The sequence below is a fragment of the Ruegeria sp. CDSC025 genome (genome assembly GCF_059610805.1).
In genome coordinates this window covers 70,546-90,526 of the sequence record NZ_JBXWOJ010000010.1, presented here as the reverse complement: position 1 = coordinate 90,526, position 19,981 = coordinate 70,546, and the positions used below count along the sequence as shown (strand labels likewise).

Sequence of the window (19,981 nt, the reverse complement as noted above, 5' to 3'; positions counted from 1 at the left end):
GAAAGGTTATTTGACCGTCCAGTCGCGCACACCAGTGAATCCGGCGCCCTGAAGCTTGCTCAGATAAGCGGCTAGCATCTCTGTGCCCTGTTCGCCGTTTTCGTTAAGCGTTGCAGCCCATTCCTGCGCAACATTGGGCATAGCATTTGCCCACGCGGCGCGGTCTTCATCCGAGATTTCAATGATCGATCCGCCAGCTTCTACAAAGGCATCTCGTGACGCTGCGGCTCGGTCCATCGCAATGCCTGCCACATGGTCACGGTAGTCAATAGCCACGGCCTGTAGTACTTCTTTGACCTCATCGGGCAGACTCGCCCAGTAGTCGGCATTGACGGTGACTGTTTTTGTATTCACCGCACCAAGGTCTGCCTTCAACATGTAAGGGGCCACTTCGACGATTTTGAACGTCTTGGAAGCTTCCGGCCAAATCATTACGCAATCGACGAGGCCGGTTTGGACCATGTTGTAGAAATCTGTAAGGCCACCGCGAACGCCAGCCGCGTCCTTGATACCCTCGAGATAGCGCAGGTTCAAACCAGCACCCGCGATCTTGCGTCCTTCAAGGTCTGCAACTTTCTCGACCGGCTCTGAGCAGAACATCTGATATGTGTCGAGCACAACGCCTGTTGCCAGATAGACCTGATTTTGCGCAGCGAACTCATTCTGCATCGCCGGGTATTCTCGCGCGATCTCGTCGACCGCCTTGGCCACCGCGCGAGCATCCGACGCGACGAATGGTGTCGAGCCCGAGATCCCCTGGCTGGGCAGCTTGGACGAATGGAAGATGGTTGTGACGATGCCAATGTCGCCCAAACCCAACTGTACGCCCTCCAGAACACCTTTGGGTTTTACAATAGAACCGCCATAGTTCTCCTGCCAGTTCATCTTGTAATTGCCGGACTCGGCCAACCGCTTATCCACTTCAGGAATAAAGAAGTTTGTGAATTCTTTAACCCACAAGGCCCGGTCTGGGTAACCATCAATTACGACAGCTGAAATGGTCTCTTCCGCTGCGACTGACAGTGCCATAGTGCTTGCCACGGCAACACCCAGTAGACTGCACTTGGTCCAGTTTTTCATTATCTCTCCTCCCAGAAAGTTTGATCTTGTTGCCCTTTATTTGTTCGCCTTGAACCCCGGCAGTCAGTCCTTTCCACACCAACGGATTTGCGCAGCATTGCGACGGCAAAGTACTTGGCCGATTGGCCTCCCACTTGCGTCATTTCCTCATGCATAAGAACAAACCCTGTCGAACGGAAATCGCGGCAGTTTGTGAAACAAACCCGTTTCATCGGCGTAACCTAGATTGCACAGAAAGTTCGATTTGAGGGTGGTTCCTGCAAAGAACTCCTCGTCGACAATCTTGTTCGAAAAGCCTGACATGGCACCAACGTCCAACCCAACGGCCCGTGCCGCGATCATGAAGTAGGCGCCCTGAAGCGTACCATTGCGAAACGCCGTATCGGCCACGTAATCGGGATTATTTTCGAACAACGGCCGACGATCTTCGTGTGGGAAAAGGAAGGGCAGTTCCTTCCAGAACTCCATGTCGTGGGCAATTATGGCCGTGACTGGCGCGCCCATCATCTTTGGCACGTTCTTTGGCTTCAAAGACTTGGCAAGCCGCTCTTTGCCCTCGGCACTTTTCACGAAAATGAACCGCGCAGGCAGTGTATTCATACTGGTCGCGCCGCTGATCGTGATGTCGTAAACCTCTTCAAGCAACTCGTCGGAAACCGGCTTGTTTGTCCACGCATAGTGCGACCGTGACTCGCGCAGAATCAAGGCGATTGCGTCATCCGACAGACGAGGAATGCGCGCGCGCAGTTCGCGATGATCTTGCTGCGCCTTGGCGCGAAGTGCCTCCAGCTCTGCCCCGGTCGGTGCGCTCATTCTGCTGCCACCTTTGACCTGTTGTCTTTTTCGTCCACGATCGGGCTGGAACAGACGCCGATACCTTCGATCTCGACTTCAACGGTTTCGCCTGGCTTCAACCAGCGAGGGTCGGGTTTTTTGGCGTGGCCCACGCCCGGCGGTGTTCCCAATGCAACCAGATCTCCCGGTTCCAGAGTCATGAATTCCGAAATTGTCGCGATCACCTGGCGGACACCCCAGATCATGTTGGCGGTATTCGAACTTTGAAGAACCTCATCGCCAACGCGGCTTTCGATCTTGAGGCCCGAAGCGCCTTCGGGCAACTCATCCTGAGTCACGGTGAAGGGGCCAATTGCGCCCGTGTCGTCAAAGTTCTTACCCGGTGTCCACTGAACCGTTTTGCGCTGATAGTCCCGCACCGAACCATCGTTGAAAACGGTATAACCAAACACATGATCCAGCGCCTTTTCTTCCGAGATATGGCGACCGCGTTTCCCAACGATCAGCATCAATTCCGCTTCATAATCGAAATGCTCGGAAGCCGCCGGTCGCACCATGGGTTTGCCAGCCGCCATGATTGAGTTCTTTCCGCGCATGAATAGCGTTGGGTACGCGGGAATGTCGTATCCACCTTCTTTGATATGGTCGGTATAGTTCAATCCCATGCAAACAATGGTGCCGGGGGCGGCCACCGGCAATGCCGGCGTGATAGTCGAGACTGGCACAGGCACCGCTGCTGAGATTTTATCGGCCAGTGAGTCGCTCAAACCAGGATCGGCAATCAACCCCATCAGATCTGTGCCGACACCAGAGTCCAAAGCCGTTAAATTTACTGCTTTTTCGCCGTTCACGGCAAACACCGCGGTACCTTCCAAAGTCTCTCCCACTAGGTATTTCATTTTCATCATCCATATCAGTTTGCTTGATTTTTGCCGATTATTTTGCCATATGTCAATTAATATCGATTTTATTGGAGGGCGCAGATGGTTGCCTGGGCAGACTACAAATCAGAAGCACAGAGCCGCGGCGCACTTGCTTTGGAGCTTTACGTTGCACACAGCACGCCTGCCAAAGCGCCCGAAGACGTGAAGGCGTCACTTCCTGATCACTTGGCATATCAGGCGCAGCTTGAACGTTCGGGTCAGCTGGCTTTTGCCGGACCAATGTCGGATGAAACCGGTGAGCATATGCAGGGAATGGGCCTGATCATCTACCGCGCCGACAGCCTTGAGGTCGCTCGAAATCTAGCCGAGGACGACCCGATGCATAAAAGCGGGGCGCGCAGTTTTGTTCTTCGGCGCTGGATGATCAACGAAGGCTCACTGAACCTGACAGTCGGTCTATCGACCGGAACAAGCGCCCTCAGTTAAAAGCACTTCAAAGATTGCGCATTCAAAGAGGAAAAGTCGGATATGGACGTCATGCTTGATACCGAGGGCAAAGAGAAATCAGCCACTCATGGTGCGTATCGACGGCTGCGCGATATGATCCTCACAGGCGAGTTGCCGCCCGGACAGAAGCTCAAGATCGAACAACTCCGTGGCCTTCTGGATACGGGCGCAAGCCCGGTTCGGGAGGCGCTTAGCCTCCTGACGTCTGACATGCTGGTCGAGCGGATTGATCAGCGCGGATTTCGGGCGGCGCCAGTCAGCAAATCCAACTTCGAGGAAATACTGTTGCTCCGATGCAACCTCGAGGAAACAGCGCTGCGCGCTTCCATCGCTAATGCAGATGGAGCTTGGGAGGACAGGCTTGTTTTGCGGCATCACCATATGAAAAAGGCCAGTCAAAAGAGTGCACCAGACTTCGAAGACGCCCACAAAGTGTTTCATATGGCCTTGTTGGAAAATGCAAAACTGCCGTTGCTGCTACGGTATTGCTCGCAGCTTTATGACCTCAACATTCGCTATCGTTATCTGGCGGCGGGAGGGCCCAGTTACAAAAAGCGCGATATCGCTGCCGAACACCAGCAAATCCTGGATGCCGCACTCGACCACGATGCAGACGGCGCGACCCAGCACTTGCTCAACCACTACCGCCGAACGGGTGAGTACCTGAGCAGTCAGATGGAGTCCTGAAATGCAGCGGAACTGGTTTCTGGGCGATCTGCTGAATCAGCTGTTCGATCGTCCCGGCAAAAAGCGCGGCAACGATGACTATCGATCCATTGCAGAGCTTTGTGAGGCCTTGTTGTCCGCAGAAGGCGAAGTATCGGGCTTCACCCTCGGCTCCACAATTCTTGATCGGTACCAGACCTTAGAAGACCCCGAGAAATTGGAGTTTTTTGCCTATTTGAATGACCAACTTGAGCTGGACGCGGATCAGCTTGCCGAAGTGGCAAGCCTCTATGCAAACGACAGAAGTGTCAATTTATATCAAAAGCTTAGCGAATTCGCGGAACCCAAACGGCAAGAGTTGTTGCGCCGATTGAACCAACCATCCGGCGCGACACAAGAACTCGTAGCAATGCGCGTTGACTTATTGCGCTTTCTTAAATCCAACCCCGAGCTCAAACGAACAGATATTGATTTCGTTCATTTGCTGAGAAGTTGGTTCAATCGGGGCTTTCTTGTCCTCAAACAAATCAGTTGGGATACCCCTGCCCGCGTTTTGGACAAGATCGTTGCCTACGAAGCGGTCCATCAAATCAACGATCTGGATGATCTGCGACGCAGGCTCTACCCGCCGGATCGTCGTTGCTTTGCATTCTTCCATCCTTCGATGCCAGATGAGCCGCTGATTTTTGTCGAAGTTGCTCTGACGGCTGAAGTTCCAGACGCAATCGATGCGCTTTTGTCCGAAGATCGGGAACCGATCGAAACCGAACAAGCGAAAGTCGCGGCGTTCTACTCTATCTCGAATTGCCAGAAAGGTTTAACCGGTATCAGCTTTGGCAATCTGTTGATCAAACAGGTTGTAACTGAGCTGTCGCGAGAACTTGAGGGGCTTGATACATTTGTGACCTTGTCGCCGATACCAGGACTGAACCGTTGGCTAGAGGGCGAAACAGACAATCCTGAGCACGGCCACGCCGCCGAGGCCGTACTTGCGGCAACAACCTCGCCGCAAGATTTGCGCGCAATGGCCGCCCGGTACCTGTTGTTCGCCAAGCGCGAGGATGGGATGCCGTTGGATCCCGTGGCCCGCTTTCACCTCGGAAACGGTGCCGAGTTGCACGAGTTGCACGCCGAAGCCGATTTGTCACCGAACGGACGATCACAATCCGGCGGTGCGATGGTGAACTACCTGTACGATTTAAACAAAACAGAACGTCATCACGAAGAGTTCGCGACACATGCGACGATCGAAGCCTCGCGTTCTGTTCGCGCGGCCTCAACCGCTGCGCTTGCGACCAAGCCAAGGGAAAATACCGCGTGACCAACACTCTATACGACAGCCTGTTTGCCCGGCATGAGGGCAACGAGGCTCCGTTCCTGCAATTCGACGATGACCAGGTTGTGTCCTATGACGCGTTTTTGAAGCGCACCGCGCAGGTCGCGCATGTTTTGCAAAACAACGGCGTTTCACCAGGCGATCGCATCGTTGTGCAAGCGCCCAAGTTGGCCGATACGATTGCCCTCTACGCCGCTTCGGTACAGGCAGGTGCAGTCTATCTGCCGCTTAACACTGCCTACACTTTGGCAGAGTTGGACTATTTCATCTCTGATGCCCAACCTTCGATGATCGTTTGCGATAGCAGAGACGAAATTGAAGTCGGAAAATTGGCGGCTCGGTCTGGGGCAAAGCTGCGAACACTCGGCGGCGTTTACCCTAGCCTGAGCAGCGAGGCCGACGCGCAGCCCTGCGTCTTCGAAACCGTGGATCGCGCTCCGGACGATCTTGCCGCGTTGCTCTACACATCAGGCACAACAGGCCGTTCCAAAGGCGCAATGCTGAGCCATCAAAACCTATTGTCCAACGCCCAAGCTCTTGTTGGTCTGTGGGGTATCACAAACGACGATCGCTTGGTTCACGCGCTGCCGATCTTTCACACGCACGGGCTTTTCGTGGCGATGAATACGTCACTACTCGCCGGTGCCAGAGTTCGCCTTATGCAAAAGTTCGACCTCGGCGCCATCCTGGATGAATTGCCCAAGTCGACCCTTTTGATGGGGGTTCCCACTTTCTATACCAGACTGTTGGCAGACGACCGGTTCACAAAAGAGATCACAGGGAACATGCGCCTGTTCGTCTCGGGCTCTGCCCCCCTGCTTGCCGAAACCCATCAGGCATTCGAAACGCGCACCGGCCACCGAATACTTGAGCGCTATGGCATGACCGAGACGAACATGAACACCTCTAACCCCTATAGTGGCGAACGTCGCGCGGGAACTGTTGGCATGGCACTGCCCGGCATCGAGGTGATCGTCACACATACGAAAACCGGAGAACCACTTCCCCCGGGCGAAGTTGGAATGATCGAAGTCCGCGGCCCCAACGTGTTCAAAGGCTATTGGCAGATGCCCGAGAAAACCGCCGAAGAGTTACGAGAGAACGGGTTCTTCATCACCGGGGACTTGGGCCAATTCAGTGAGGACAGCTATCTATCGATTGTGGGGCGGTCGAAAGACTTGATCATTACCGGGGGTTACAACGTGTATCCCAAAGAAATTGAAGAGATACTGAACGACATCGACGGTGTTCTGGAATCGGCGGTTTTCGGCGTCCCCGACAACGATTTTGGTGAAGCAATCATCGCCGCTCTGGTTATTGAGCCAAGCGTAAAACTTGAAGCGGATCAGATTGCTGAGACCATCAGGGACAAGCTGTCGCGCTTCAAACATCCGCGCCGCTACGAATTCGTCTCGAAATTGCCGCGAAACACTATGGGAAAAGTTCAAAAGAACGTGCTGCGCGAACGGTACGCGGACATGGAACTGTCGCCGGCAGAATCTTAGTAAGCCCATCCAGACGCTCAATCAAATAAAGACTTTCAGATCGGATACTACCCTCCCCTTCAGACTGCCAAACTCATTAGGAGATTCATAATGACCCGCATGACGGCAAAAGACTTCGACCAGGAACTTCTGGACCTGTACGACTTTTACGCGCACGGCAAGATCACCAAGCGCCAATTCCTGGATCGCGCCGGAAAGTTCGCGGTCGGCGGCGTGACAGCGGTTGCGTTGCTGAACATGCTCAGCCCGAATTATGCGATGGCTCAGCAAGTGTCATTCAACGATCCCGATATCCACGCAGACTACATTACCTATCCGTCACCCAATGGAACCGGTGATGTCCGAGGGTATCTTGTCCGGCCCGCTGGCGTTGAAGAGCCCCTACCTGGGGTGCTGGTGATCCACGAAAACCGCGGTTTGAATCCTTACATCGAGGATGTGACGCGCAGGTTGGCAAAAGCCGGATTTATGGCGTTGGCCCCCGACGGCCTGACATCGGTTGGCGGCTACCCGGGCAACGACGCCGATGGGCGCGAGTTGCAAAAGACAGTGGACCGTGTCGAGTTGATGAACGATTTCTTCAATGGGTTTGAATACCTGTTGAACCGAGATGACAGCACCGGAAAGGTCGGAGCAGTGGGTTTCTGCTATGGCGGCGGTGTAGTCAGTGCAATTGCCGTGGCCTACCCGGAACTGGCCGCAGGCGTGCCGTTCTATGGTCGCCAGCCAGCAGCTGAGGATGTAGCCAAAATTCAAGCGCCGTTACTAATTCAGATGGGAGAGCTTGATGAGCACATCAACGCAGGTTGGCCGGATTTTGAAGCCGCTCTGCAATCCAACGGAAAAGTTTACGAGGCCTACATCTACGAAAATGCCAACCACGGTTTTCATAACGACAGCACGCCTCGTTATGACGAGGAAATGGCAAACCTAGCCTGGGACCGCACCATTGATTGGTTCAACACTTATCTGAAGTAACTACAGTGTACAGCGAAGCGAGCATTGTGTTTTCATAGCTACGTCCCAACCCAAGGTTCATCTTAGCCGAGCCCTCAGTGGCCTTAGAAATTTGACTTTCGCAGACTGCGTTTCCGCGACCAGGTCTTGGCCTACTATCCCAAACATTGGATATTTTTTTGGTGTTGAAACGATTGGAAAGTAATGTCGAAGCAGATTTAGGTGAAGCGATCCATCGTTAGGTGTTCAGCTTATCTGCGGGTTAAGCACACTATCACTTTAATGCCGCTAATAGCAGCCATTGATCATGTGTTCGGAGAAAGGCTCCTCTTAGTTTGAATTAACCAATTCTATATTCACCAACCGCTACCAGATTTTTGATCGAGGTGCCCAGTCAGTTCTGTTTGAAACTCGGCTGGCTTTTAAACAGTCACAGCAGATTGGATCGGATAAACTTGGACAACTGCTATCGTTTCTACGCGTAGTTAGCCGTTCTTTTGGTTCTCTTCGGTATCCCGAAACCGCCGCACGAGATAATCTACGAACGCGCGGGTTTTTGGTGCCAGATTCCGCCTTTCGGCAAACATTACGACAATATCTGTGCTGGGTGGTGCATACTCCGGCATGACGTGGACAAGTTCGCCGGAGCTAAATTTAATGTTTGCCATATAGCATGGCAGCCGTGCGATCCCAATGCCAGCAAGAGCGGCTCGAAAGACGACATCGGTGCTGTTTCCCTCAAAACTACCCGTTGCTTCAAATTTTTCGCCTGCGTTCGGTTCGATGCTGTTCCAAGCGTTCCGCTGGCTTCTCCCAGCAACTCTCAAGCAGTTGTGCTCAGCCAATTCGGCGAAATTCGACGGTGTTCCAGAACGCTCAAGGTATTCAGGTGAGGCACATAGTACCCTCCGACTCTGCATAATGCGCCTGATGACCATATCTGGATTCTTGTGTTGTTCCGCAAAGCAGATCGCCACGTCAAACCCTTCACTGCGAGGATCAATCTCCCGGTCGGTTAAGTCCAACGATACTTGAACTTCAGGATTCTCCTCCATGAATTCAGGCAAGGCGGGGATCAACTGTGACTTACCAAAGGCGACAGTGGACGCGATCCTGAGTTCTCCGCGTGGGACGCCGTCAAAGCTATGGATCATCGCTTTGGCTTCATTGAATTTGTCAGCCATCGCTTTGCATTTTTCATAGAAATCTTGGCCTTCTCGCGTCGGAGAGACACCCGTTCGGGTGCGATTAAGAAGGTGGTAGTGAACCTGATCTTCAAGTAATCCGATCTGCTTACTTACTGCTGATGGGGTCTGCCCCATTGATCTTGCAGCCGCAGAGATGCTGCCCTGCTCGACAACCGTCGCAAAGATTAACATTTGCGCAGAAATATCCATGTCATGACCCTTGCTGTTCCAATCTGGCATGGGGCCTATGCCAGATTGCCAAATTGTGAGCGCTACCAAACAGGCGTACCTCTGCATTGCAGCATAAATACTGCACTGCAGCAACGGACGAGGCAATATCATGGCAATTACACGATCAAACAGCGCGCTGGATGTCGTTTTCGAAGCTGGCCGCACGTTCTTTCATCAAAATCTGGACACGATGCGAAAGGCACAGGCCAAACGCAGGGTTTATCGCGCAACGTATTATGAGCTCTCGGTGCTATCTGACCGTGACTTAATAGATCTGGGCATTCCACGCAGTAGCATCAAAAAACTTGCTATGGAGGCTGCATATGGCTGCTAACACCCAAACGGCTAGTACAGATCGTAGTCACTCCATCGCCCTATCAATCAGCTTCCTGGCGAGGATCGGAGCCACGGCCAATGCGGCCTTGAAGGCACTGAAAATGGCCCGGATGCTCTCTGCGCTTTCAAATATGAGCGATTACCAACTCTCTCAGATCGGAATTTCGCGATCTGAGATCCCGGAATATGCCGGAAAATTGATGGCTGACGAATAGGTAAGCGAGCCCTCAGGTCCAAAAGCTTACACGGAAAATGCTGGTTCTCGCTCCTCCCAGAGTAAGCCAGCATGAGCGGTGGCGAAAAAGCCAACAGGGAGCGCCAACGCACGGGCCAGCATTTTCAACTCCTCCCGAAAGTGCTGGCCCAAACCAACCTGCCAAGCAGGAGCCCCGAGAAATGAGCGATAGGAGAACTTCACAAGATCTGGTCGTCCGTCGTCTCGGTTTCGGCGATCAAGATAAAATCTGTGATCATTTTCTGCGGTTAGATGTCCAAACGCGGCCGGCACGGTTTTGTGGAGCCGTCGACGACAATGGTGTCTTGAGTTACGCACAGAATATCCTTCGATACAACAGTATCGCTTGTGGAGCGTTTGTCTGGGGCCAATTGAGGGGCCTTGTGGAACTGCGCGGCCTCTTTCATTCATGGCCATCAAAGCCAGAGGTTGCACTCTCTGTCGAAGCCGAATGGCAAGGCATTGGGATTGGCGACGCTTTGTTTCGACAGATGTACGCGATGGCGCAGAACAGAGGCGTCCGGACTATCCAAATGATGTGTCTGAAGGAAAACCGCCACATGCGCTATCTTGCGGCGAAACATAACGCGCGGTTTGTAGCTGACGCAGATGTTGTTGAATCAGTGTTGCATCCCAACTGGCCCACGCCAACGTCAATTGCCATTGAGATTTTCGCTGAAATTAGGGCACACTCACATCTGCTTTTTATTTAGACGACCAATGGCACACTGCGTATTGCGGTCTTTTGATTGCACTTAAGCGAATGACCTTTTCTAATGCCTTTATTGTTTCAGTGTTAAAGTTACCTTTCTTGAGATAATGGCCGTGCGGTGCGAATATTCCACGTTAAACACAAGTCGGGATTTATCGCCTCAGGCTGTAACACGCAGTGCATCGACAGGAACCAGCGCTCCCTTGGCTTGGATTACGTAGCTGGCCAATTGGCAGCCTAATGATATTCCTGCGCGGAAATCGCTTTTCTCCAAAACGCTGAGCAAAACGCCAGCGTTGAAGCTGTCACCAGCGGCTGTTGTATCAATAGCGGAAGTTTCCGGCTTAGCGGGCACCTCCCCTCTAATATTCCCATCTTGATAAACCACAGAATGCTCGCCGTTCTTTACGACGATCCGCTCCACACCATGTCTTGCATATCGTTCAAGAGTCGCGGTCGGACAGTCGTCATTAAACCACGCGCTTTCATCGTCAAAAGACGGCAACACGATATCCGAGAGTTCAGCAGCGCGCATGATTGAACGTTTCATTTCTTCGGTACTCGACCAAAGTTTGGGTCTGATGTTCGTATCGAAAGCCACGGTTTTCCCTACATCGCGCCCCTTTTGGAGAGCACCAAGTAGGTTTTCTCGCGATTGAGGACCAAGAATTCCCAGCGTAATTCCTGAGTAATAGATCAAATCCGCTTTTTCGATAGCACGGTCAAGCGCGTCTGGGTCGTCAGCAAGCCGTCTGGCGGCAGAGCTGTTGCGCCAGTAGGAAAAACTACGCTCACCGTTGGAAAGGTGGATCATATAGAGACCCACAGTTCCATCCGAGATTTCACAAATGTGAGAGGTATCGATGCCTGTTCTGTCAATAAAGGCTCGCATTTCGCGGGACAGTTTGTCGTCACCAACTGCCGTAAAATAAGCGACCTCTGTATTCGGTGATATTTTCGCTAAATACCAAGCTGTGTTGAACGTATCACCAGCGTACCCGATCTTGAACTCCCCTGGACCGCCTAGGGGAGCAAGTTCCGCCATGCACTCGCCGATTGCTAAGATACGCATGGGTTCTACAAAAAATCGTCACGCCGCGGAGTGAAGCTATCCACGAGCTTTCCTGGTTCCAGGCAAACACATCCGTGGGTTTGATCTGAAGGAATGACAAAACTGTCTCCTGGCCCGAACTCTTGGTCACTTTCGCCCAAAGTGAACCGGAACCGGCCGCTTTCGACATATGTTGACTGGACATGCGGATGGCTGTGCAACGCGCCTATCGCACCTGCTTTGCTGAACCGAAAGGCAACAACCATGAGATTAGGATGATCAGAGAGAACTTGCCGTGTGACATTCTCTCCTGTCGAGACAACTGGAAATTCAGGCAAGGTGTACCTCCGCTACATTATGAGAAAAGCATTCCACCATTCAGATCGACATTAGCTCCTGTAATGAAAGCACTGTCGTCGCAGGCTAGGAATAGGACAAGGTTTGCGACATCCTCAATGGTGCCCTGACGTTTCATTGGCGCAGCGGCTTCAAAGCCGCGACGTCCTGCGTCCGGTGTGTGGATGTTATGAAAATCAGTATCAATCATCCCAGGGCAAAGCCCATTGACTCTGATATCCGGGCCTAGCTCTTTGGCCAAACCCCGCGTCAGCGTCATGATCGCGCCCTTTGAGGTCGCATAGGGAACTGAGCCGGGGCCACCGCCATCGCGAGCGGCTTGGCTTGCCAAGTTGACGATTGTACCGCTTTTCATATGAGGCAAACAGGCGTTCGTCATCATGAAGTTGCTGGTCAGATTCAAGTCCATCACATACCGCCAATGCTCAAGTGAGGACTCTGCGACTGTTTTGCGGGCAACCAAACCGCCCGCATTATTGACCAAAACGTCAATACTGCCGAACTCCGCGAGAGATCGCGCCACCAATGCGTCAACGTCGCTTTTCTGCGTTAAGTCTCCTTGAAGCGCGAATGCGGTTCCGCCATTTGCTTTGATCCTGGCCACAACGTCCTCAACGCCTGCGCTGCTGGCAAAATAGTTTATTGCAACTTGTGCGCCCTCGGAGGCTAGTTTGATTGCAGCAGCTGCACCGATATCTCGGCCGGCTCCAGTTACAATTGCCGATTTTCCAGCGAGCTTCATAGCCATCCCTCATCATTGCTCTGAATTGAAAATTGTCGTGCTCCAGCGGGCGCTTGCTCAGGCTGCACCGCGTTTGACGAACATGTCGTAGATTTCGGGGACATTGCCTTCGCCCATCCCTGCATCAAGCGCCGTTTGAAGATTTGCGGAAGTGCCTTCAGCGATTTCGGAGCGTGTTCCAATGTCAGTGATCATCTGAACGAAGTAAGCGATGTCCTTGTTGGCATTGCTGATCGAAAACCCAAGATCACTTACACCATCGACGGCGTAATTCTTGCAAAATTGCATGAATGGAGAATTGGACGGGCCCGCAGACATGATCTCAAAAAGCTGCTGGCCATCGATGCCCGCTTGTTTTGCAACTGCAAATGCCTGGCTCATGGTACACGCTGTTGTCATACCCATGAAGTTGTTGATCAGCTTAGTCGTATGGCCCGCGCCGAGTGTGCCAAGATGGAACACGTTCTCGCCCTGCACGTCGAGCACAGGTTTGACCTTTTCAAACGTTTCGATATCGCCCGCTGCCATGATGTTCAGCAAACCGTCCTTGGCGTGCATAGGTGAACGCCCCAACGGTGCGTCGAGCATCCCGGCCCCTTTTGTCGCAAGGTCCGCGCCAATTTTCTTTGTTGACGCTGGAATGGACGTGCCGAAATCTATGACCACCGCGCCTTCTTTGATCCCGGCGAGAATACCATTCTTGCCGTAAATCAGGCTTTCGACCACGTCAGATGTTGTCACGCAGAGCATGACGATATCACTGGCCTCGGCGAGTTCCTTAGGGGTGCTGACCTCGACCGCGCCGCGCGCAACGGTTTGGGCAACCGCCGCTTTGTTGCGGCCCATGACCACAAGATCAAAACCATTGTTTTGGAGGCATTCAACCATCTTGCTACCCATTTGGCCTAGACCAATGAAACCGATTTTTGGGTACGACATTTGCGCCTCCTAAGCGTTTGGGTTTTTCATTTTGGAAAGGACGTCGGCCCCAGCTTGGGCGACGTCATGATCTTGCGAAGGTGAGCCTGAGCTAACACCAATGCCGCCGACGACATCAGAACCAGCAAGCACAGGAAGACCGCCGGCAACGGTCACCATACGTCCGCCTAAGGCCGAGGCGATGCCATACGCTGGCATTCCCGGTTGACTGACTTCACCCAGGGCTTGCGTGCTCTTTTTGATGCCGGATGCGGTGTAAGCCTTATCGATCGCCAGATTGACGCTGGTAATCTTGGCGCCATCCATTCGCTCAAATGCGATGAGGATGCCGCTTTCGTCGGTAACAGCGATGCACATTGGCACCCCGATATCCTCGGCTTTGAGCCTAGCGACCGCGATCAGCCGTCGCGCCTCTTCAATGTCCAATCGTTTGATATTCAGCATAGCGGTGTCCTTTGGGCTTTATGGGCCGATTAGGAGAGTCGGAAGTGTGAGCGAGATGGCAGGAACGAAGGTGATCAGCATCAGCGCTGCGAAGATCGCAAGGTAGAAAGGCCAGATCGTTCTAATGGCTTTTTCCATCGGCAACTGGCCAACCGCACAGCCTACAAACAGACACGTTCCGACCGGAGGCGTGCAAAGCCCCAGACCAAGGTTCACCAGAAGGATCATGCCGAATTGCAGCGGATCGATCCCCAGCATATTCATCACCGGTAAGAAGATCGGCGTGCAGATGAGGATCAAAGCTGCCATATCCATAATCATGCCAAGCAGCAAAAGAACGGCGTTGATCATCAGCAAAATCAGGATCGGGTTCTCGGTTATCCCCAAAAGGAACTCGACCGTTTTGGTTGGTACGCGGTTGTAGGTCAGCATGTAGGCGAAGGCCCCGGCGCAAGCGATCAGGATCATGACCATCGACGTTGTGCGCACGGACGAAATTACAGCAATCTTAAAGGCATCCCATGACAGGCTGCGGTAGACGATCAGCGTGACAACAAAGGCATACATAGCCCCGAACGCACCGGACTCTGTCACAGTAAAGATGCCTGAAAGGACACCTCCGACGATAATGACCGCAGTCAGCAAGCCGGGGATGGAGCCGACAAACGCGTACGCCAGCGCCGTCCATCCTGGAAACCGTTCAGCCTGATAGCCGCGCTTTACCGCGACCACATACGCAGCAATTGCCAAGCAACAGCACATCAGGATGCCGGGGATCACACCCGCCAAGAACAGCTTGGAAATTGATACCGCACCGCCCGTGGCAAGAGCAAAGATGATCATATTGTGACTGGGTGGAATGATGATCCCGGCGATGGAAGACGTCACCGTCACATTCACCGCATAGTCAGCGTCGTATCCCTTGTCCTTCATAACGGGGATGAGAATTGAGCCCAGCGCGGATATGTCCGCAATCGCCGAACCTGAAATCCCACCAAAAAGCATGGAAGAAAACACGTTCACAATGCCAAGCCCGCCGCGCACGGCACCGACAGCAGCTTGCGCGAACCTGACCAATCTGACGGCTATACCGCCGTGGAACATAAGCTCGCCAGCGAAAATGAAAAACGGGATCGCCATAAGCGAAAAAACGTTGATTCCTGCGACTATTCGTTGAAAGCCGACGAACAAGGGCAAGCCTTCATACCAAAACGCAGCCAAGGCAGAAATCCCGAGTGCGTAAGCGACTGGAGTGCCGATGATGACGGAAAGGGCAAAGACCCCGAGAAGAACTGCAAGTCCCATGATTAACCCTGATCTATACTGTCTTGACGCGCGTCCTCGCCCAGAAACAGGCGGATCAGATGACCGATGGAAAACAGAAGGACCAATGCTCCGCTAATGGTCATAGGCAGGGATCTCAGGCCCTCGGGCCATTGAATAAGCGGGATCAACGTGCCCCATTTGAATTCGGTCAATTCAAGCCCATACCAGAACATCATCGCGCCAAATCCGGCTAGCAGCATATCTGTGATGCAGACAAAGACTGTTCGTACTTTCGGCGGCACCATGCCACGAAAAAGAACAACAGAGAGGTGGGTATGGTTGTGCACTCCGGCTGCTGCGCCGAGGAAGGCAATGACCATGACAAGTAAAAGCGATACCTGTTCAACCCAAGTGGGCGTGTCATTGAGGACGTACCGGCCAAAGACCAGCCACGCGAAGATGGCGGTCATAGTCACGATGGCGACGCCGGCCAACAAGGTACAAAGGCGGGCGAGCAGGTCGAGGAAGATATCCATCCTCCTCATAAACTCTGATGTCTTGCCTGAAACTCGCATGCCGCCCCCTTTTTTGTTTTACGAGCCCGGCTTCTTTGAAGGAAACCGGACGCGCCTTTTTTGTGTTCGCTTTGGAAAATCACTCAGTGGCCTGGGCCATCTCGACCAACGCTGTCATATCTGGGTTGGCAGCAAGGTAGTCGGCATAGACTACGTCCATCGCGGACTGGAAGGGGCCCTTGTCTGCTATTTCGTTGACTGTGATGCCAGCCGCTTCAACGTCAGAGCGCGCTTGCTCAGATCCAACAGCCCACAGTTCGCGCTGATACAGAGCCGCTTCTTGTGCCGCACTGCGTACAGCTTCTTGTAGTTCGGGGCTAAGCGCGTTGAACTTAGCCGTATTCACACAGATGCACTCGGGGATGATCAGATGCTCAGATAGGGAATAGTGCGATGTGACTTCATAATGGCCAACGTTTTTGAACGACGGGAAGTTGTTCTCTGCACCATCAACAACGCCTGTTTTCAGTGCCTGTTGTACTTCCGAAAACGCCATGGGAGACGGATTTCCACCCATCGCCGAAATCATCGAAGTGTAGAGATCGTTGTTCATAACTCGGATCTTCAGGCCTTCCACATCGGCTGGAGAGTTGATCGGCTTCTGGCTGTAGAATGACCGGGCTCCAGCATCAAAATATGCAAGTGGAAGGACCCCTGCCTCACCCATCGCTTCGGCAACGACCGCGCCAGCTTCACCTTCCATTACTCGGAACATGTGCGGCACACTTTTGAAGATGAACGGAAGCGATACAAGGTTTGCCTCTTTGACCATCGGACCAATCGGGCCAAGGTTGAAGTTGCCAACCTCGATGGCTCCAATACGCACTTGCTCCAGCGCATCGGGCTGCGAGCCAAGAACGCCGCCGTGGAACACATCTACCGTGACTTCACCATCTGTGGCTGTGTCTACAAGCTCAGCAAACTTGTCCATCGCCGCCGTATTGGGGTGGCCGTCATTGTGAATGTTCCAAGCGCGCCAGCTTTCGGCCGATGCTGATGAGGCGATCAGTGCAACGGTTACTGCTGCAAAAAGCGATTTCGTAGAAGTCATGGGTCTCCTCCAGTTTTTTTGGGCAGCAACAGGCCAAAAAGTGTCGTCTGGAGGATGAAAGTCGCAAAACTTCCTGCTTCCTCCCTGAGCCGGAATCACTGCTGAACTTATAAGGACACTAGTATCCAAGTTAAGTCAACAACTCGTTTGAAACATGTGACGGCCTTGACTTCAATGATTACAGGCTCTTTGATATTAGCTGAAAAAGCCTTACTGAAATACGTAGGAGATACGGATTTTAGTATTATATAACAATGCCTTAAACACCCCCCAGACCATGGCGACAGAATTATGAATCAGAGGATGGAAGAAAAAATCGTGAACGGAATTAGAACCCGAACAACCACTGATGCCGTCTACGAAACACTGCACGATCAGATCGTTTCGCTCGCAATTCTTCCCGGTACAAAATTATCCGAGACGGAAGTCGCACGCCGATTTGGCGTCTCTCGCCAACCTGTTCGCAACGCCTTCACCAGGCTTGGAAATGAGGATTTACTACTTATCCGACCGCAAAAAGCGACAGAGGTGCGCGGCTTTTCAATGGACCGCCTAGAGCTTGCTCGTTTGGTACGCAGGGCCGTCGAACTTGAAGTTATTCATGGAGCGATCGAAACTTGGGACGCAGAGAAGGATGCGAAGCTTGGAGAAAACCTCGCCCTTCAGGAGAACGCCTTGGCCAAAGGGGATTTACCCGCCTTCCATGCGCTTGATTATGATTTTCACAAACTGATCTATGTTCTGGGCGGCAATCCACTAGCATTCGAAGTAATGCTGGAATGCAAGCAAAAAGTGGATCGTCTCTGCATGCTTGGCCTTGGGAAAGACCGCGAAGCAAATTCCATTTTAGAAGACCATTATGAAATCGCAGGCGGGCTCGCTTTGCGGGATCTGTCAAGAGCGCAGACCGCAGTTAGAAAACACTTGTCCCGCCTTGATGACACCATTGCGTTTATTCACGAACGCCATCCGGAGTATTTTGAATAAGTTCGGAAACCCGCGTATCGTATTTTTCTTTCACGACCTGGACCGGCGAAGAAACCGTACTTGCCGGCTTCTTTTTTAGCGAATGATATTCTTGCTTAGTTTCACCGGGCAACACCTCGCATACTAAAATCCAATGTCCGCTTATACTCGACAACATTCAGAACGGTTGTTGTATCGACATCGCTGGAGGGCTTGGCGTGGCCGCAACGGACGGCAGCTCTGGGCTCAAAGCAGCTATTCGCAGCACTCGGCTTGAATAACTGCTCTGCGGACGAAGCGGACGTGTGTACATGCGGCTATTGCTGACGCAGCATTCTTTTGCGGTTGCGGCAGGCCGGACGCTGCCCCGCAGCGAAGATCACCGAACCGGACGTTAGCCAGCGTTTACAAGGCTAGAACCGAGACCGCACTTTCGCCGCGATATGGTCAGACTAGCGAGGTGCGGACAAACCGGACTCGAGTAATCGCGGCTATTGCTAATGCAGAATCTGCTTGAACTTGCAGCCGCGGATTGCTGCGTTTGGATCGACGTCACCAAACCGGTCATTCGAGGGTGTCGAATTCCGCCGGAATGGGACCACATCTTGCGGCAACTCGGTTGAATAAATGAGACCTAGCCAACCCCAAAACTGAACATAGCGCGTCCAAACAGTGGCCGCCTTTTAGTTGAGTGAACTACCTGTTACCGCCGCAACAAAGGCTGTCTAATAGGCTTCCAGCTGGGCAGTGGCGTTGATATCTGTCAGTATGATGAGGTTCAGAGAGATGGAAACTCTGACGAATTCGTAGACATCAGCGGATAGCTCACCGAATTCGAGTTTTAATCCGTCGAGGCTCTGGCAATCTCACGAAATCCTTTCCGAATTGCATCCGCAAGCGCACCGACACGCCGCGGTTGCGCGCGTCCGGGCGGGAACATTATTTGCAGAGGGTTCGCAGATGCGGCGAAATCTTCAAGAAGGGCCACCAACCGGCCAGTTGACAAGTCTTGTCTGACATCAAGCTCGGACTTCAGAATGACTCCGTGGCCTGCCAAAGCCCAGCGGCGCACCAGATAGCCATCATTGACGACTTTGTCACCACGCACGGTAACCTCCTGAGCCGATGCGCCGGTTCCGAAGCGCCAGACGTTATCCAGGCTGTTGCCGAACCTCATGATCAGGCAATTGTGTCGCGTCAGGTCTTCCGGTGTTCGAGGGGTGCCGTGCTGGTCCACGTAGGATGGTGCGGCGCACACGATACGGCGATATCGACCGATGCTGCGAGTCCGTAGCGAACTGTCGGTGATCGTTCCGAACCGCAGGGCCAGATCAAATCCCTGCCCCACGATATCGACATAGCCGTCCGACAAGGACAACTCGACCGAAATCGCGGGGTGGTCTTGTGTAAATCGCTCGACAATGTCGGACACGATACTTCGCCCAAGATCGACAGGGGCACTGATGCGGATCGGTCCCGAAAGCGTATCCGCGCCATGCCGGATGCGCGTATCAAGATCTTCGATCTCGGCCAGCACTGACTTTGCGCCGTTGAGCAGGGTCCGCCCTTCTTCAGTCAGGCTGAGCGAGCGTGTGGTGCGATTGAATAGCACAACGCCGTAGTGCGCCTCCAACGCGGCAAGTCGTTCAGACACGGTGGTGGCCGACATCCCGACTTCGCGGGCGGCTGCAACAAGGCTTCCCTTTTCGGCGATGGTCTGAAACAGGCGAATGTTGTCGATCAGCATTAAACGGATATCTCGGATTATTTATCCGATGATCTCCCGTTTATCCGGTCAAGGCAAGCAGCTACCTTCGGCCCATAAGCTTTAGAACCCCGAAAGGTGACACCATGACCCAGCTGACCATCGTCGCGAACATTCACGCGAATGCAGACAAAATCGACCTCGTGAAATCAGAGCTGATGAAGCTGATCCCGATCACCCGCTCCGAAGAGGGCTGCATCAACTACGATTTGCACCAAGACAACGAGAACCCCGCCCATTTCACTTTCTATGAAAACTGGGAAAGCCGGGAGCTGTGGCAGGAACACATGAACGCTCCGCACCTGGCGGCCTACATGGCAGCGACCGAGGGCGCAGTTGCGCAGTTCACGCTCAACGAAATGACCCGGATCGATTGATCCGGGCAACACAGTCC

The 19,981-nt window shown here is 53.1% G+C and carries 23 protein-coding genes; 10 read left to right on the top strand and 13 right to left on the bottom strand.

All coding sequences use genetic code 11. The features are described from left to right. Positions 1–6: 6 nt before the first annotated feature. The 3 genes from AC2FH8_RS14820 to AC2FH8_RS14810 form a co-directional block, all read right to left on the bottom strand. On the bottom strand, positions 7–1,080 hold the full coding sequence (locus AC2FH8_RS14820; RefSeq protein WP_171211989.1) for a C4-dicarboxylate TRAP transporter substrate-binding protein: 1,074 nt from the start codon (positions 1,078–1,080) through the stop codon (positions 7–9). 147 nt (positions 1,081–1,227) lie between these two features. After that, the gene (locus AC2FH8_RS14815; protein WP_171211990.1) at positions 1,228–1,893 is read right to left on the bottom strand and encodes a malonic semialdehyde reductase; all 666 of its coding nucleotides are present in this window, start codon (positions 1,891–1,893) and stop codon (positions 1,228–1,230) included. Next, entirely contained in the window at positions 1,890–2,774 is an 885-nt protein-coding gene (locus tag AC2FH8_RS14810; protein WP_171211991.1) for a fumarylacetoacetate hydrolase family protein, read from the bottom strand. The genes AC2FH8_RS14815 and AC2FH8_RS14810 overlap by 4 nt, the downstream gene beginning before the upstream one ends. An 84-nt stretch (positions 2,775–2,858) precedes the next feature. Between AC2FH8_RS14810 and AC2FH8_RS14805 the strand changes: the two genes are divergently transcribed. The 5 genes from AC2FH8_RS14805 (at position 2,859) to yghX (ending at position 7,751) form a co-directional block, all read left to right on the top strand. Continuing rightward, positions 2,859–3,245: a YciI family protein gene (locus tag AC2FH8_RS14805; protein ID WP_281995630.1), complete on the top strand. Its 387-nt coding sequence runs from the start codon at positions 2,859–2,861 to the stop codon at positions 3,243–3,245. A gap of 42 nt (positions 3,246–3,287) precedes the next feature. Further along, positions 3,288–3,953 (top strand): GntR family transcriptional regulator, encoded by a 666-nt coding sequence (locus tag AC2FH8_RS14800; RefSeq protein ID WP_281995629.1) that lies wholly within the window; start codon positions 3,288–3,290, stop codon positions 3,951–3,953. A gap of 1 nt (position 3,954) precedes the next feature. Continuing rightward, a complete protein-coding gene (locus tag AC2FH8_RS14795; protein WP_281995628.1) occupies positions 3,955–5,253 on the top strand; it encodes a malonyl-CoA decarboxylase in 1,299 nt (432 codons plus the stop codon). Next, a complete protein-coding gene (locus AC2FH8_RS14790; RefSeq protein ID WP_282027872.1) occupies positions 5,250–6,773 on the top strand; it encodes a malonate--CoA ligase in 1,524 nt (507 codons plus the stop codon). Before AC2FH8_RS14795 ends, AC2FH8_RS14790 begins: the two co-directional genes overlap by 4 nt. Before the next feature lie 90 nt (positions 6,774–6,863). Continuing rightward, the gene (gene yghX, locus AC2FH8_RS14785) at positions 6,864–7,751 is read left to right on the top strand and encodes a YghX family hydrolase (RefSeq protein ID WP_496690116.1); all 888 of its coding nucleotides are present in this window, start codon (positions 6,864–6,866) and stop codon (positions 7,749–7,751) included. Between the two features lie 464 nt (positions 7,752–8,215). Here the strand turns inward: yghX and AC2FH8_RS14780 are convergent, their stop codons facing one another. After that, positions 8,216–9,157, bottom strand: coding sequence for a LysR family transcriptional regulator (locus tag AC2FH8_RS14780; RefSeq protein ID WP_281995625.1), 942 nt, complete (start codon positions 9,155–9,157; stop codon positions 8,216–8,218). Positions 9,158–9,257: 100 nt separating this feature from the next. Between AC2FH8_RS14780 and AC2FH8_RS14775 the strand changes: the two genes are divergently transcribed. From AC2FH8_RS14775 to AC2FH8_RS14765, 3 genes are all read left to right on the top strand, one after another. Beyond that, positions 9,258–9,482: a YjiS-like domain-containing protein gene (locus AC2FH8_RS14775; RefSeq protein WP_281995624.1), complete on the top strand. Its 225-nt coding sequence runs from the start codon at positions 9,258–9,260 to the stop codon at positions 9,480–9,482. Continuing rightward, positions 9,472–9,699: a DUF1127 domain-containing protein gene (locus AC2FH8_RS14770; RefSeq protein ID WP_171126200.1), complete on the top strand. Its 228-nt coding sequence runs from the start codon at positions 9,472–9,474 to the stop codon at positions 9,697–9,699. The genes AC2FH8_RS14775 and AC2FH8_RS14770 overlap by 11 nt, the downstream gene beginning before the upstream one ends. Before the next feature lie 181 nt (positions 9,700–9,880). Next, complete coding sequence (locus AC2FH8_RS14765) at positions 9,881–10,432, top strand: GNAT family N-acetyltransferase (protein WP_496690115.1); 552 nt, start codon at positions 9,881–9,883, stop codon at positions 10,430–10,432. Positions 10,433–10,591: 159 nt separating this feature from the next. On the opposite strand, the gene AC2FH8_RS14760 is transcribed toward AC2FH8_RS14765, so the two are convergent. From AC2FH8_RS14760 to AC2FH8_RS14725, 8 genes are all read right to left on the bottom strand, one after another. Continuing rightward, positions 10,592–11,503, bottom strand: coding sequence for a sugar kinase (locus AC2FH8_RS14760; protein WP_281995622.1), 912 nt, complete (start codon positions 11,501–11,503; stop codon positions 10,592–10,594). Between the two features lie 5 nt (positions 11,504–11,508). After that, on the bottom strand, positions 11,509–11,820 hold the full coding sequence (locus AC2FH8_RS14755) for a cupin domain-containing protein (protein WP_170662651.1): 312 nt from the start codon (positions 11,818–11,820) through the stop codon (positions 11,509–11,511). Between the two features lie 17 nt (positions 11,821–11,837). Beyond that, complete coding sequence (locus AC2FH8_RS14750) at positions 11,838–12,581, bottom strand: SDR family NAD(P)-dependent oxidoreductase (protein ID WP_281995621.1); 744 nt, start codon at positions 12,579–12,581, stop codon at positions 11,838–11,840. Positions 12,582–12,638: 57 nt separating this feature from the next. Further along, entirely contained in the window at positions 12,639–13,520 is an 882-nt protein-coding gene (locus AC2FH8_RS14745) for an NAD(P)-dependent oxidoreductase (protein WP_281995620.1), read from the bottom strand. Positions 13,521–13,529: 9 nt separating this feature from the next. Further along, positions 13,530–13,964, bottom strand: a complete 435-nt coding sequence (locus AC2FH8_RS14740) for a GlcG/HbpS family heme-binding protein (RefSeq protein ID WP_281995619.1) — start codon at positions 13,962–13,964, stop codon at positions 13,530–13,532. Positions 13,965–13,982: 18 nt separating this feature from the next. Beyond that, complete coding sequence (locus tag AC2FH8_RS14735) at positions 13,983–15,269, bottom strand: TRAP transporter large permease (RefSeq protein WP_281995618.1); 1,287 nt, start codon at positions 15,267–15,269, stop codon at positions 13,983–13,985. 2 nt (positions 15,270–15,271) lie between these two features. Then, positions 15,272–15,766 (bottom strand): TRAP transporter small permease, encoded by a 495-nt coding sequence (locus tag AC2FH8_RS14730; RefSeq protein ID WP_282027874.1) that lies wholly within the window; start codon positions 15,764–15,766, stop codon positions 15,272–15,274. A 118-nt stretch (positions 15,767–15,884) separates the two neighbouring features. Further along, positions 15,885–16,856 (bottom strand): TRAP transporter substrate-binding protein, encoded by a 972-nt coding sequence (locus AC2FH8_RS14725; protein ID WP_170620204.1) that lies wholly within the window; start codon positions 16,854–16,856, stop codon positions 15,885–15,887. 303 nt (positions 16,857–17,159) lie between these two features. Between AC2FH8_RS14725 and AC2FH8_RS14720 the strand changes: the two genes are divergently transcribed. Next, on the top strand, positions 17,160–17,843 hold the full coding sequence (locus tag AC2FH8_RS14720; protein WP_281995616.1) for a GntR family transcriptional regulator: 684 nt from the start codon (positions 17,160–17,162) through the stop codon (positions 17,841–17,843). 820 nt (positions 17,844–18,663) lie between these two features. On the opposite strand, the gene AC2FH8_RS14715 is transcribed toward AC2FH8_RS14720, so the two are convergent. Next, on the bottom strand, positions 18,664–19,569 hold the full coding sequence (locus AC2FH8_RS14715) for a LysR family transcriptional regulator (RefSeq protein WP_496690114.1): 906 nt from the start codon (positions 19,567–19,569) through the stop codon (positions 18,664–18,666). Between the two features lie 104 nt (positions 19,570–19,673). Here AC2FH8_RS14715 and AC2FH8_RS14710 point away from each other — a divergent pair, with 104 nt between their 5' ends. Further along, a complete protein-coding gene (locus AC2FH8_RS14710) occupies positions 19,674–19,964 on the top strand; it encodes a putative quinol monooxygenase (RefSeq protein ID WP_496690113.1) in 291 nt (96 codons plus the stop codon). Positions 19,965–19,981: the final 17 nt, after the last annotated feature.